At 39.5% G+C, this 14,777-nt stretch carries 11 protein-coding genes; 4 read left to right on the forward strand and 7 right to left on the reverse strand.

The genetic code is table 11. From position 1 onward, the window contains the following. Nucleotides 1-51 precede the first annotated feature (51 nt). The 3 genes from SY85_RS02565 to SY85_RS02575 all read right to left on the reverse strand — a co-directional run bounded on the left by SY85_RS02565 (nt 52) and on the right by SY85_RS02575 (nt 5,503). Nucleotides 52-2,268, reverse strand: a complete 2,217-nt coding sequence (locus SY85_RS02565) for a sodium-translocating pyrophosphatase (RefSeq protein ID WP_066401661.1) — start codon at nt 2,266-2,268, stop codon at nt 52-54. A 554-nt stretch (nt 2,269-2,822) separates the two neighbouring features. Next, complete coding sequence (locus tag SY85_RS02570) at nt 2,823-4,334, reverse strand: bifunctional ADP-dependent NAD(P)H-hydrate dehydratase/NAD(P)H-hydrate epimerase (RefSeq protein WP_066401662.1); 1,512 nt, start codon at nt 4,332-4,334, stop codon at nt 2,823-2,825. A gap of 11 nt (nt 4,335-4,345) precedes the next feature. Further along, the gene (locus SY85_RS02575) at nt 4,346-5,503 is read right to left on the reverse strand and encodes a serine hydrolase domain-containing protein (protein WP_148661100.1); all 1,158 of its coding nucleotides are present in this window, start codon (nt 5,501-5,503) and stop codon (nt 4,346-4,348) included. 133 nt (nt 5,504-5,636) lie between these two features. On the opposite strand from SY85_RS02575, the gene serA reads away from it, so the two are divergent. After that, the gene (gene serA / locus SY85_RS02580) at nt 5,637-6,869 is read left to right on the forward strand and encodes a phosphoglycerate dehydrogenase (protein WP_066401664.1); all 1,233 of its coding nucleotides are present in this window, start codon (nt 5,637-5,639) and stop codon (nt 6,867-6,869) included. Between the two features lie 137 nt (nt 6,870-7,006). Here the strand turns inward: serA and SY85_RS02585 are convergent, their stop codons facing one another. Next, on the reverse strand, nt 7,007-7,462 hold the full coding sequence (locus tag SY85_RS02585) for a heme-binding domain-containing protein (protein ID WP_066409268.1): 456 nt from the start codon (nt 7,460-7,462) through the stop codon (nt 7,007-7,009). A gap of 95 nt (nt 7,463-7,557) precedes the next feature. Between SY85_RS02585 and SY85_RS02590 the strand changes: the two genes are divergently transcribed. The 3 genes from SY85_RS02590 to SY85_RS02600 are packed head-to-tail and all read left to right on the forward strand — an operon-like array spanning nt 7,558 to nt 9,849. Further along, nucleotides 7,558-8,061: a GbsR/MarR family transcriptional regulator gene (locus SY85_RS02590; RefSeq protein WP_066401665.1), complete on the forward strand. Its 504-nt coding sequence runs from the start codon at nt 7,558-7,560 to the stop codon at nt 8,059-8,061. 39 nt (nt 8,062-8,100) lie between these two features. Continuing rightward, the gene (locus SY85_RS02595; RefSeq protein WP_066401666.1) at nt 8,101-8,916 is read left to right on the forward strand and encodes a DCC1-like thiol-disulfide oxidoreductase family protein; all 816 of its coding nucleotides are present in this window, start codon (nt 8,101-8,103) and stop codon (nt 8,914-8,916) included. Nucleotides 8,917-8,925: 9 nt separating this feature from the next. Next, nucleotides 8,926-9,849 (forward strand): TIGR01777 family oxidoreductase, encoded by a 924-nt coding sequence (locus tag SY85_RS02600; protein WP_066401667.1) that lies wholly within the window; start codon nt 8,926-8,928, stop codon nt 9,847-9,849. Nucleotides 9,850-9,924: 75 nt separating this feature from the next. On the opposite strand, the gene SY85_RS02605 is transcribed toward SY85_RS02600, so the two are convergent. Genes SY85_RS02605 through nuoL form a run of 3 tightly spaced genes read right to left on the reverse strand, consistent with a single transcriptional unit; the run spans nt 9,925 to nt 14,774 of the window. Further along, nucleotides 9,925-11,364 carry an NADH-quinone oxidoreductase subunit N gene (locus tag SY85_RS02605; RefSeq protein ID WP_066401668.1) on the reverse strand — a complete coding sequence of 480 codons (1,440 nt, stop codon included), beginning with the start codon at nt 11,362-11,364 and terminating at the stop codon, nt 9,925-9,927. A gap of 36 nt (nt 11,365-11,400) precedes the next feature. Further along, a complete protein-coding gene (nuoM, locus tag SY85_RS02610; protein WP_066401669.1) occupies nt 11,401-12,888 on the reverse strand; it encodes an NADH-quinone oxidoreductase subunit M in 1,488 nt (495 codons plus the stop codon). Continuing rightward, nucleotides 12,885-14,774: an NADH-quinone oxidoreductase subunit L gene (nuoL, locus tag SY85_RS02615; protein WP_066401670.1), complete on the reverse strand. Its 1,890-nt coding sequence runs from the start codon at nt 14,772-14,774 to the stop codon at nt 12,885-12,887. The genes nuoM and nuoL overlap by 4 nt, the downstream gene beginning before the upstream one ends. Nucleotides 14,775-14,777 lie beyond the last annotated feature (3 nt).

Here is a 14,777-nt window from a genome sequence, read left to right on the forward strand (position 1 = left end):
GCCCGCCAAGCAGAGGCGGGACTTTTAATTCTCACAGTAAAGCAAAGCTTTTTATTTCAATTGAATAGTGTTTAATCCTGTTGTCTTAGCAGAAGACATAACAGTAGACTGCTCTGTGCGCACTTTCGCTGCTTCAGCATCAACATTTTTTGTATGAAACATTTCAGCCAATGTAGGAGCGATAACTAATGACACAATTGACATCAACTTGATCAAGATATTCATAGAAGGACCAGAAGTATCTTTAAACGGATCACCAACAGTATCACCAGTTACAGATGCTTTATGTGGATCTGATCCTTTAAAGTATTTCTGACCATTGATATCAACACCTTTTTCAAAGCTTTTCTTAGCATTATCCCATGCACCACCAGCGTTGTTCTGGAACATACCCATTAAAACACCGCTTACTGTAGCACCTGCTAAGAAACCACCCAATGCTTCTGGGCCTAGCAAGAAACCAATAATAAGTGGAGCAACGATAGCGATTGCGCCAGGTAACATCATCTTTTTGATAGATGCTTCTGTAGAGATAGCCACGCACTTATCGTACTCAGGCTTGCCTTTACCTTCCATGATACCTGGAATTTCGCGGAACTGGCGACGAACTTCCTCTACCATGGCCATTGCAGCTTCACCTACAGCGCGGATGGCTAATGAAGAGAAGATAAATGGAATCATACCTCCAATAAACAGAGAAGCCAATACATCAGCTTTGTAGATATCGATACCACGGATACCAGCAACACCTACGAAAGCTGCAAAAAGAGCTAAAGCTGTTAAAGCGGCAGAGGCAATAGCAAAACCTTTACCAGTAGCAGCGGTAGTGTTACCTACTGCATCCAGTGTATCTGTTTTTTCACGAACTTCTTTAGGTAATTCACTCATCTCAGCAATACCACCAGCATTATCGGCAATAGGGCCAAACGCATCAATGGCCAACTGCATAGCAGTAGTTGCCATCATACCAGCTGCAGCAATAGCCACACCATATAAACCAGCGAAATAATAAGAACCATAAATACCACCAGCTAAAACCAGAATAGGAAGGAAAGTAGATTCCATACCTACCGCCAAACCACCAATTACGTTGGTAGCGTGGCCAGTTCCAGATTGGCGTATGATAGAATTTACCGGACGCTTACCCATTGCAGTGTAGTATTCTGTAATGATGCTCATTAAAGTACCAACTACTAGACCTACTATGATAGCACCAAAAACACCATTCTTTGTGAATTCGAAACCACGTAAGGTCATGGTATCAGGTAATAACCAATTCACCAGGAAGTAAGAAGCTATAGCTGTTAAGATAATAGAACCCCAGTTACCCATATTTAAGGCATTCTGTACAGCAGAGGTATTAACACCTGCTTTTTCAGAAATGCGAACAAAGGCAGTTCCAATTATAGAAAACAGGATACCTACACCTGCAATCAACATCGGTAATAGGATAGGAGCAAAACCTTCAAAATTGTCGCTTGACAGTGTTTCTTGTCCCAATACGATGGTTGCCAATACGGTAGCCACATAAGAACCAAACAAGTCAGCACCCATACCAGCCACGTCACCTACGTTATCACCTACGTTATCGGCAATAGTAGCAGGGTTACGCGGATCATCTTCTGGGATACCTGCTTCTACTTTACCTACCAGGTCAGCGCCTACGTCAGCAGCTTTTGTATAAATACCACCACCAACACGCGCAAAAAGAGCAATGCTTTCAGCACCCAGAGAGAAACCAGTTAGTACCTCAATGGCTTTCAGCATTTCTGGAGAATTAGCAGCAGTACCTGCAGCGAAATAATGATATAAAACAATGAATAAACTACCTAAACCTATTACTGCCAGACCGGCAACACCCATACCCATAACGGCACCACCAGTAAAGGATACATTCAGGGCTTTAGAAAGAGATGTACGGGCTGCATGTGCTGTACGTACGTTAGCTTTTGTAGCCGCACGCATACCAATATAACCTGCCAATGCACTGAAGAAAGCACCAATAATAAAGGCTACAGCAATCAACCAATGAGAATGCTCATTACGGCTGGCCATAAAACCCAACAACAAGGCAACGATCAACCCGAAATAGGTCAAGATCTTCCATTCTGCTCTCAAGAAGGCCATAGCGCCTTCAGCGATGTAAGTGGATATTTCTTTCATCCGGTCGGTACCGGCATCTTGCTTACTTACCCAAGAAAATTTCCACAAGGTGTACAAAAGTCCAATTAAACCCATGACAGGGACGAGATACACGTACGAATTCATGTGCTAAGTTTGTTTTTTTCATTCACATGGAATAGCCCGCAGACTATTTCACAACGATGTATTAGTTAAAAATTTTAACAGTCGGCAAAGATAGGGGTTGAGAGTCATTCTTTTTACCCCGTCAAAAATGCCCAATTCTTCCTATTCTATCCAGCTTTTGGTTTTGGGCCCAAAATATAAATCAAACTTTTCTTATTTCCCCAATTGTTGAGCTATATATTCTTATAGAACAGCAATTTCTATGTTAATCTAGAGCCAGGTAATCCTTTTACTTAGGAATTGCTTTACCCATCGTCGTACTTTGTTCGAGACTTCTTCGAAGCGCTTCGAAGAAGTCTCGAACAATTCTCGAAGAACTCCCGAAGCGGTCTTGACAATGAGTGCAACAAAAGGTGGAAGAATGGTGTTCTGTATTTTCTTAGAAAGAGACTTTACTGCGTAGCTAAAAGGTAAACAATTACATGGGAAGCTTTGAAGTGCTGCAATTGGTATTCTTTATATGGAGAAATCAGAAACTACATTAAACTTTTATGTACGTTTTTGCTTAGGGCTTTTTAAGCTTTTTGTAAATACCGAAATGCAAAACTCAGCGAATCAATAAGGTCCGATGCGATCATCGTTTCTTGTGTAAGATTCTGTGCATTATGATCGCCGGCAGCTCCGTGAAGATGTACTCCCAGAAGGGCTGCAGTTTCTGGTGAATAACTTTGGGCCAGTAAGGATGTTACAATACCTGTAAGTACATCTCCGCTTCCTCCTTTAGCCATGCCGGCATTCCCTGTCATATTAAAATAGGCTCTACCATTGGGTAGTGCAATCAATGTATGGTGACCTTTTAATATTATGATCACTTGTAGGGCTTGCGCATTTTGCACTGCTTTTTGAATCCGCTCCACCTCATTAGGGCTTTCTCCAAACAAGCGATCAAACTCTTTTGGATGAGGAGTTAAAATAGAATAGGAGGGAAGCTGATTCAGTAGTTCTTTATTGAGAGAAAGACAATTTAATCCATCTGCATCTACTACCAAGGGTTTACTTATTGATTGCAGCAGTGCAGCTACCGCATGCTGAGTAGCTGGGGCTGTGCCTAAGCCTGGCCCTAAACCTATTGCTGAAAATGTACTTAAATCTATAGTTGGTATGTGTGAAATTAAGCGGTCTTCGCTGTCTACTAATGCCATTGCTTCAGGTAAAGCTGTTTGCATAATAGTATATCCACAGGAAGGCATATACGTAGTAGTAAGACCACAGCCCGTGCGAGCGCAAGCTGTGGCCGCTAATACCACAGCGCCTATCTTCCCAAAACTGCCACCTATAATTAGTGCGTGTCCAAATGTACCCTTGTGTGAAAAACGATTCCGAGGCTTATATAAAGATGATACAAGTGAAAAGTCTATTGTTTCAAAGGTTGTTGGCTCAGCTTCATAAAATTCTATATTTAAGCCAATATTCAGTACTTGCACCAAACCCAGATAGGAAGCATTTTCTGCTAATAGAAGTCCTAATTTATAAGTTTGAAATGTAAGCGTGAATGTGGCTTCAATAATGGTATTCCCTTTTGATGACTGACTCAGAAAAAGTCCGCTAGGAACATCGACAGCTATAATAGTAGATCCCGATCGATTGATATGGTATACTAATTTTTGGCTTAGTCCCTCTAGCGGTTTGTTAAGCCCAGCGCCAAACAAAGCATCTATTACTACAGATGCGGGCTGAATGGGTGGAAGAGAAACACCCTCTTGTATATAGTTTATAGTTACAGGTAAATCATGTAAACGCTCCAGATTAGCTTGGAAATCATCGGAGCCTTTTTTACCAAACTCAAGAATATATACCTCTACATTCTCGCCTTGCTGTGCAAGTAACCGGGCAATAGCCAATCCATCACCGCCATTATTACCTTTTCCACAAAAGATAACAAAGTTGTAATTGGTGTATCCATGTTCCGTGAGCCAGTTTACACACTTAGTAGCTGCACGTTTCATTAACTCTAATGAAGAAATGCCTTGATGTTGAATGGTGAACGCATCCCAGCGTTTTATTTGCTCAGCAGTAAATAACTTCACCGTAGTAGGGTTTATTCTTCAGCCGGTCCCTCATGCTCATCGTAACTGCCAAACAAGTTATACATTTTACGAGTTATACCATAGATGCTACGGTTAAATTTATTCGTTAGCACAATGATTGTTACCTTCTCATCTGTTAATCGTGCAAAGCATGAGTTGAATCCATGCCAACGACCATGATGGTAAATGACCTTCTTACCATTTGGTAACATCAATAAACGCCATCCCAGTCCATAATTATGCATAGACGGTTTTTCGTTACTGTAAGGCAAAAATGCAGAGTCCATTAAAGAATTGCTTATGATGCCATTGTACCAACCCTGATCCCATTTTAATAGATCTTTTGGAGTAGAGTAGATATTCTTATCACCATAAGGGCCATCGCTAAAGTCTAACGCCCATTGCGCACCGTAGCCATCAAAGGATGGTACAGTATGTGCAGAGTCTTGTATAGTATGAACATATGTATTGGTCATACCCAATGGCTCAAAGAAGTTTTGTTTTAAAAACTCAGGGAATGTTATTCCGCTTACCTTTTCTACTATAGCGGCAAGCAGCACATAGTTGGTATTACAATAATTAAAAGCTGTATTAGGCTTAAAGGCTCGCGGGGGCTGCCAGTTTTGTAAGGTATTAATAACGTCTGCATTAGTTGCCAGTACTTTTCTATCCCAATCGCCCTTATCCATATAGTATAGATAGTTAGGCAAACCACTGCGGTGCGTAAGCAAGGATTTAATAGTTACCTCGGGATAAGGGAAGCCTGGCAGATATTGACTTACAAGAGCGTTAAGATCAATTTTATTTTGTTCTGCTAATTTTAAAACCGCTGCGGCAGTAAATGGCTTACTGGTAGAGGCTATTTGGAACACCGAATTTTCAGTAAGGGTATCTGTTTTCTTACGAATATCCTGGTATCCTAAGTAAGCTTCATATACGGGAACCCCATTCTTAGCCACTAGAATAGATCCGTTAAAGGAGCCACGCTTGAACGTGGATTCTACAAAATGGGAAACAAGGTCGTGGTATTTCTTTTTTTCTTCTTCAGGAAGGGTAGGTGTAGGTGGTTTGCTAATTGTAGTAGCAGCAAACAGGTCTTTACCTTTTTTCTCTGACTTACAACCCCACAACATCACAAAAGCGCAGCAGGTAAGGAATATAGTTTTCAAAATAAGATGTTACGTTTTCGATGCAATAAATTATTGGGTATAGCATAGCAAAAAAGAAACCAAACCATTTTTCATTAAGCTGATTAGAAAAAACTAGCAACTATTCAGTAAAATTTATTTAGCATATTTGCTTATGGACCCTAAGACGAGCTATCCCAAAGACAAAATTAATGTAGTGCTGCTAGAAAACATTAGTGAAAATGCTGTAAAAAACTTTAAAAATGCTGGTTACAGCCAGGTTACGAAGCTAACGAAAGCCTTACCAGAAGAAGAGTTGATTCAAGTCATTCGAAATTGTCATATTCTAGGCATCCGATCAAAAACCAGTGTTACCCCTAAGGTTCTGGAAGCAGCACAAAAGCTTCAGGCAATTGGTTGTTTTTGTATTGGAGTGAATCAGGTGAATCTGGATGCCGCGATTCAGCATGGCGTAGCGGTTTTTAATGCCCCATATAGTAATACACGCTCAGTTGCTGAGCTTGTAATAGGCGCTTCAATTATGCTCATCCGTAGAATACCTGATAAAAATAAAGCAGCCCATTTGGGCATCTGGCAAAAGGAAGCGAGTGGCAGCTATGAGCTTAGAGGTAAAACTTTAGGCATAATAGGATATGGTAATATTGGAACGCAAGTGAGCGTATTGGCTGAGGCCTTGGGTATGAAGGTGTTATTTTATGATGTGGAAACCAAACTACCCTTAGGAAATGCGGTTGATGCCCGTTCATTGAAGGAACTGATGAGTAAAGCAGACATCATTACACTACATGTACCTGAAACGGCTCAAACAAAAGGGTTATTAAATAAAAATAACCTGAAGTACTGTAAGAAAGGGGCGATCGTGATCAATTATGCCAGGGGAGAGGTAGTGGACTTAGCAGCTTTACGTAAAGCGTTGGAGTCTGGTCATATAGGCGGCGCTGCAGTTGATGTGTTTCCTGTTGAACCTGAAAAGAATGGAGATAGTTTTGAAACACCGCTTCAAAACTTACCCAATGTATTGTTAACGCCGCATGTTGGTGGATCGACAGAAGAAGCACAACAAAATATTGGGGAAGATGTTAGCAGCAAACTTCTGAATTTTTTGGAGAAAGGTATTACACTTGGTTCTCATACCGTACCGGGATTGTCACTTCCTCCTCAGGAAGGCGCCCATAGAATCCTACACGTTCACCGAAATGTACCTGGTGTATTATCACAAATTAACGGGCAGCTTTCAAAATATAAGATCAATATCGTAGGGCAGTATCTGAAAACCAATGAGGAGATTGGTTATGTGGTAGTGGATGTAGATAAACAGTTATCGCAGCAAGCTGCCAAACTATTGAGAGCTGTGCCTGAAACTATTAAGGTTAGATTATTGTATTAATAAACAAGGATCAAAGTGTCTGTACTAAATCCTAAAGACACTTTGATTCTCAATCAAAAAAGTTCACGGAAATACTTAACCGGGAACTTAAATAATGAAATTTTACAAATGGCGTTGATTATTTAAGGCAATAAGCGTTACGGTTTACTCAAACGCTCTTGTTCTCCTTTGGCCCATTGAATAATGATATTACGTTCCTGTTCATTCAATTTGGCATCTGTATGAATTAGGGTATATGATTTTAAGGGCATATCACCTTTCTCTACTTGTTCCGCTACTTCCTGTAGTTTATGAGCCATTTTCTTTTTATCCCATTTTGAAAAATCAGAAAAATTAATCTCTCTTTTTCCGTCATCTATGTGATTATTCAGCCATAGCCCTACAGGGTTGATATAGCTATACCATGGGTAATTGGTATGATTAGAGTGGCAATCGTAACAAGACTTCTCTAATAACTGTTGAACATTGGTAGGAACTGATACATAATGCGTATAGTCTGTACTTTGAAGTGCAGCACCATTATTGGCTTTAGGTCTGATAAATTGAATAGCAATAAATAAGACCAATAGGGTGATTAAAATTTTCCGTTTCATAATTAGTGTAAGTGTATTTATAAAATCATACCACATTTCCTTATTAAACTTTCAATAATATTTGAAAGTTAAGAAATTAATATTATTTTTACTTTATGAAGTTGCAAGAGGCTAAGCGTCAATTCATACAAACATGGGCGAGGTTAGGTACAGAGTGGGGGATCAATCGCACGATGGCTCAAGTACATGCCTTGCTTTTAGTTACTGACAAGCTTTTAAGTACTGAAGATGTAATGGAAGAGCTAAGTATCTCAAGGGGTAATGCTAATATGAATTTACGTGAGCTAATGAATTGGGATCTTATTTATAAAGAACTGGTTCCTGGTGATCGTAAAGAATATTTTAAGGCCGAAAAGGATGTATGGGAAATTGCTAAACGTATAGCCCGCGAGAGAAAGAAAAGAGAAATAGAACCTGTATTACGTGAGTTAAAAGAATTGCAGGATATTGAAGATAAGAGTTCGGCAGAGAGTGCCCGTTTTTTGAAAACAGTAAAAGATATTCATGGCTTTGCCACAAAGATTGATAAGAGTGCCGAATCAATGTTAAAGGCAGATGAGAACTGGTTTTTTGGTGCTATTCTAAAGCTATTAAAATAGCTTTTTTTTGATTCCTATATTTCAAAAAATATTGAAAGTATGAAAACATTGAGAGAACATGTTATACTTTATGATGAGGCCTGCCCTATGTGTAATTTATATACAAGCGCCTTTGTGAAATATAAGTTTTTGGATAAACAGGGTAGAGCATCCTACCAAAATATGCCTAAACAATTTACTTGTAACATAGACGCAAAACGAGCTGTTAATGAAATTGCCCTGGTTAATAAAAAGACTGGTGAAGTAACCTATGGAGTAAACAGTTTAATCAAAATATTATCGCAACGGTTTCCTGTTTTTAAACTCGTATTCCAATTCAAGGTTTTTAACTGGCTGGCTACCAAAGCGTATCGGTTTGTGTCGTATAACCGGCGTATTATAATGCCAGCCCTGCATAAACAAGAAGAGCAACATGAGCCTTCACTTCATAAAGGTTATCGCATTGCTTATTTGCTTTTAACCTGGCTTTTTACTGCTCTTGTGCTAAATGCCTATAGCAAGACATTCACTGAATTATTACCACCCTCTACTATTGCACGAGAGCTTTTCATTTGTGGCGGGCAAATGTTATGGCAAGGAGCAATTCTCTATTGCTTTAATCGAAAGAAAATTTGGGATTACCTCGGTAACATGATGACCATCTCTTTTGCTGGTGCCTTGCTTTTGAGTATATGTCTTTTGTTTCAATCACTGTTTATTACCTATAATAGTTTGATTGCCATAATTCTCTTTTTTGTCGTAGTCGGATTGATGTTTCTAGAACATATTCGACGTACAAAATTGCTTCAATTGCCATGGTTGCTGACAGCCAGTTGGGTTTTATACAGATGTATTGTATTGATCTTCATTTTATAATTCAACTCTATGTACAATAAAATAATACTAGCAGGCGGTTCGGGTTATTTAGGCCAAGTGTTGGCTGATTATTATAAGGATAAGGCTAAAGAGATCATTATTTTGAGCCGAAAAGCTAATGCTACCAATGGGAATATAACTTATCATCAATGGGACGCAGAAACGAAAGGTGAGTGGGTAAAGCAATTGGAAGGAGCCGATCTATTGGTTAACCTTTGTGGCAAAAATGTAAACTGCCGGTATACCCCTGAAAATCGGCGAGCTATTTTAAGCTCCCGCATTTTACCAACCGAATTGCTTGCTGCGGCTATAATGGATTTAACGCATCCACCTAAACTATGGCTTCAGTGTGCATCTGCTACTATTTACCGACATGCAGAGGATAGATACCAGGATGAGGAAAACGGCGAAATAGGGGAAGACTTTTCTGTTGAAGTTTGTAAAGCCTGGGAAGCGTGCTTTATGAAAGCAGAAGTGCCAGGAGTACGAAAAGTAGTCTTACGAGTTAGTATGGTTCTAGGATGTAAGGATGGTGTATTTCCCCGCCTAAAAAATCTTGTGCTTTCCGGAATAGGGGGCTGTCAAGGCAAGGGGAATCAATATGTTTCCTGGATTCACGAACAGGATTTTGCAAGAATTACTGAATGGATATTGTTGAATGAATCATTTAACGGCGTACTTAACGTTTCTGCTCCAGAGGCGGTTACTAATAAGTCGTTTATGCAATTATTACGAAAAGCATATCGCGTACCCATTGGCATTAATACGCCACAGTGGTTATTAGAAATAGGTGCTATTCTAATTGGCACAGAAACGGAACTAGTTTTAAAAAGTCGATGGGTATATCCTAAGCGTCTTTTGAACTTGGGGTTTCAATTTCAATATCTAAATGTGCAAGACGCAATAAAAGATTTATCTAGAAAGAAGGAATAAAGTTCCAGGTGAAAGTGTTTTCAATTCTATGGAAATCCATTTAGAATTGGGTCATTATACCTGATTTCATAGTACTTACCTAATTAGAAGAAATGCTTTAATACTATCAATAGCAATTCTGGGATAAACACCAAGACCTATCAACAATAAGGTCAGCGTTATTAGTGCTGTATAAGTGCTGTAATAAAAGAAAGGATGCAATCTGTTTTCATTCATTAAAGCAGGAGCTGATTCAGCAAAAAGTATACTTATTACCCGCAGGTAATAAAACGCTCCAAATACACTTGTAAGTACCAGTGTAATAACCGGTAACCATAATGTTTGTTGTACGCCAGAGGCTAGTACATAGAACTTTCCAATAAAACCAGCGGTTAGAGGAATACCTGCTAAAGAAAGGAGTGCAAAGGCTAGAACAGTTGCCATAACCGGATTTCTCCAAAATAATCCTCTATAGAATTCTAAGTCTTCTGCATCCCGTTGTCGATTAGATAAGAGCGTTATAACGCCAAAAGCAGCAAGAATAGTAATTGAATAAGCCAATAGATAAAAAACTGCAGCTTCTACACCGGCCTCATTGCCCGGCAAAAAAGCAACAAGCAGATAGCCCAGATGAGCAATAGAGGAGTAGGCTAAGAGGCGTTTAATATTATTCTGCAAAAGTGCCAGTATATTACCACTGATCATGGTAATAACAGCAATTACTATAAATATCAACTGAGCTAAAGAAAATGTTTGTAGTGATACGGCTAGTCCAAAACGAAGCAATACGGCAAACACGCCAATTTTGGAAACTGTTGCAATAAAAGCTGTAACTGGAGCTGGTGCCCCCTGGTAAACATCTGCAGCCCATAAATGAAATGGAACCAGTGCTAATTTAAAACCAATGGCTACTACCATCAACCCAATACCTGTTATAAATAAGCCAGAAGTAGGCTGAGTAGCTAAATGATGTGCTATGTTGCTAAAATACATGCTACCTGTTTCCATATAGATCAACGCCATACCAAATAAAAGAAAAGCTGATGATAGTGCTGCCAATACCAGGTACTTCATACCGGCCTCAATCGCATTATTTCGATTACGCAAATAAGCTATTAACGCGTAAAGACTTACGCTTAATATTTCCAATCCAATAAAGAATGAAATAAAATGCTGGCTGATGGTTAGTATAGCTGATCCTAATGTACTTAGGAACAAAAGAATGTAATATTCCTTAGGGTTCTCTTCACGTTCTTCAAAGTAGATATATGAAAGCAACCCGATAGCGAGTACGGAAAGAACAATCAAACCTGTAAATAGGGCAGCAAAGCCATCTACAATAAATAATGGATCTAGTTTTACAGGGAGCAAGTCTCGCACATACCACATTGTAAAAATTACCAGGCACATCATTACAAAGCCTGTTATTTGTATAACTGTATGGCTCTGTTTAAAAGCAATTAATAGAATTACTATAATGGAAGCTGCTGCAAGCAACGTAAAGGGTAATAAAGCATAAAATTGGACTTCATTCATAGCAAAACATTTATTTATGAATGTTTAAGATGATTGTCAATTTATTACTACAGACTCGCCACTACTGACAAATTGTAGTACAACATTTCTCGTCATATCAAATACTAGTTGCGGATATAAGCCAAGTAAAACAATCGCAATTGTTAAAGAGGAAAGTATAATGATCTCTCTTATGGACAGATCATTAATATGCCGCTCACTGATATTTGTACCTAAGAATACTTTTTGCATTAAGCGCAAGGAGTACAAAGCAGAAAATACCAAGCCTAGCGTAGCAATGATCGTAAGTGGGACATTGACTGTAAAGGCACTCATTAAAATGAGGAATTCAGCTATGAAGTTTCCTAATGCGGGTAAACCTAAAGAGGCCATAGTAAAGATCATCGCTATACTTCCCATAGCTGGCATGGAAGTCCAAAGTCCTCCCATCTGGCCAATATCTCTTGTGTGAAGCCGCTCTTTTATCATTCCTGCTAATAAGAAAAGCGCGCCTGTACTAATACCATGGGTGATCATTTGCATAATCACTCCCTGCATGGCCATTTCCCGAAAAGCAAAAATGCCTACTAGAACAAAGCCCATATGGCTTACTGAAGTGTATGCGATCAGCCGCTTTATATCTGTTTGTGCAAATGCCAGCATAGCTCCATATACAATGCCGACTACTCCCAGAAACATGGCCAACCAGGCTACTTCTATAGATGCTTGAGGGAAAAAAGGAAGTACAAACCGGATGATACCATACGCTCCTGTTTTAAGTAATAGTCCAGCCAAGATCAAACTGCCTGCTGTTGGTGCTTCACTATGTGCATCTGGCAACCAATTGTGAAAGGGTACCATTGGTAGTTTGATGACAAAAGCTATCATAAATCCCAATAGAAGCCATCGGGCTGTAGATGGCCTTATTGAAGTAGTTAGTAAACTTTCATAATCAAATGAGTAAATCCCAGTTTGTGCTCCATGCATAAAGTATAAAGCAAGTATTGCTACCAACATTAATAAACCACCGACCTGTGTAAAAATGAAAAATTTAAAAGCAGCATAGCGTCGGTTATTATCTCCCCAAAGGGAAATCAAAAAATACATAGGTATTAGCATGATCTCCCAGAAGAAATAAAACAGGAATAGATCAAGTGCCATAAAGACGCCACAAATGCCAGCTAATGTCCAGAGGAGATTGAAAAAGTAAAAGCCGACTCTTTGTTGTATTTCGTTCCAGGAACATAAAACAGCCAAACTTCCTAAGAAAAAAGTTAAGAGTAACAATACAAGACTTAGGCCGTCAATGGCTAAATGAAATCCAATACCAAATGTAGGAATCCAGCTGGCTTGATAATTCACCAGCCACGTGTTTGCATTTATAGGAAGATCAGGTTTATATATCCATAAACTACACCCCAGAACAAGGCATGTGAGAACACTTACCAATGCAATCCATTTAACCAAATCTGGCGCCCAACGATCAAACAGCCAGCAAAGGATGCCTCCTAAGAGCAAGGTTGTTATTATCATTATTAATATCATAGCAAAAGCTGTAAGGTTAAAATGAATAAAATACCGAACAGTACGCCAGCCAGGTACCAACGTAAGGAACCATTCTGTGTGGTAGAGATTAATTGATTCATCCAACGACTACCAGAGGCAATTCCTTTATTTATTTGATCAAACAGATCGGATTTATTGATGCTTGTGAGGAATAAAAAAGGGCGTACAAAAAGCCAATTGTAAAAATGATCAAATCGCCATCCATCCAATAAAAAGCTGCGGAGACTCTCCATTCCCTGTGACTGCTTCCATCTTTCCACTATTGAAAGGTTTCGGTAGTAAAGCAGATAGCCAATGTAAACGCCACTTAAAGTTGCTAGAATAGCAATGAGTTGGACAATAGCTTCTGGAATTGCAGTTTCGTTTACTATAGTTGCCGGTAGGGTGTTTTGTACAAAATTTGAAAACAAAGTCAAATGGATCATATTATGTGGCCATTCAATAAAACCTGCAGTAAGACTTAGTATTGCAAGAATCAGAAGCGGTATGGTCATTAATCCATTAGGTGGTGCGCCAATGTGCGTTTTAGGCTCACCCCAGAAAACAACCAATATGAGGCGTGTCGTATAAAAAGCTGTAATGAGCGCGCCACTTAAAGCGATTAGCCATAGCAGGGGATTGCCATTGTTGGCCGTCAAGGAATACCAAAGAATCTGGTCTTTACTAAAAAAGCCTGAGGTTATAAATGGCAAGGCCGCCAAAGCTGCTGCACCTGCAAGGAACGTCCAAAACACCAGGGGGAGCCTTGTACGTAAACCACCCATTCTGAAAATATTGTGTTCATGATGTAGTGTTTCGATAATTGCCCCAGCAGCTAAGAATAGAAGGGCTTTGAAAAAGGCATGTGTAAAAAAGTGAAAGATAGCTGCACCCCATGCGCCTACACCTAATGCCAGGAACATATAACCTATCTGACTCATAGTGGAATATGCCAGAATGCGCTTAATATCTGTTTGTACCATTGCACTACAACCAGCAACCAATAAAGTAAGAGCGCCAATTACAGCGGTAATATTCATGGCTATTGGAGCTAGTTGAAAAACAATATGCATGCGAGCAATAAGATAAACACCTGCTGTTACCATGGTTGCGGCATGAATCAATGCACTTACTGGCGATGGGCCAGCCATGGCATCTGGAAGCCAGGTTTGCAATGGTAGTTGTGCTGATTTTCCAATACCACCTGCCAATAGAAGTAATGCTATAGCTGTGATTGTTGGTGAACCAATATTGAAATGCATCGGAGCAGAAGCTGCTATCTGTTGTATATCTAAAGTGCCTAGTTCCTGGAATATTAAAAATAGACCAATTGCCATGGCTGTATCCCCGATGCGTGTAAGGTAGAAAGCTTTGTTTGCTGCTCTATTATTGGCGGGTGTCTCATACCAGAAGCCAATTAATAAGTAACTGCATAACCCTACACCTTCCCATCCTAAATACAGCAACAAAAGATTATCTGCTAATACTAGTATCAGCATGGAGCAGACAAATAAATTCATGGAAGCAAAGAAGCGGGCATAGTCTCTGTCGTGTTGCATAAAAGCAGCCGAATAGAGATGAATTAATGCCCCTACAAATGTGATTACGAAAACAAAAGTTAATGACAAAGAGTCGAGTCGCAAGGTAATAGTGCTGGAGAAGCTGGATGTATTAAACCAATGCCATAATGTTTGAGTGTAAGCACCATTGGGAGGCGGAGATTGTAAATACTGAATCCATAAAACAATGGTAAGCAAGGCTGCAATACTTATTGTTCCTGTACCTATTATGGCAATCATTGTTCTAGACAAATAGCGTCCCGCAAGAAACAGGATAAAGAATCCCAAAAAAGGTAACAACGGAATAAATGCCAGAAAGTTGTACATACA

The sequence above is a fragment of the Flavisolibacter tropicus genome (genome assembly GCF_001644645.1).
GTDB classification, from domain to species: domain Bacteria; phylum Bacteroidota; class Bacteroidia; order Chitinophagales; family Chitinophagaceae; genus Flavisolibacter; species Flavisolibacter tropicus.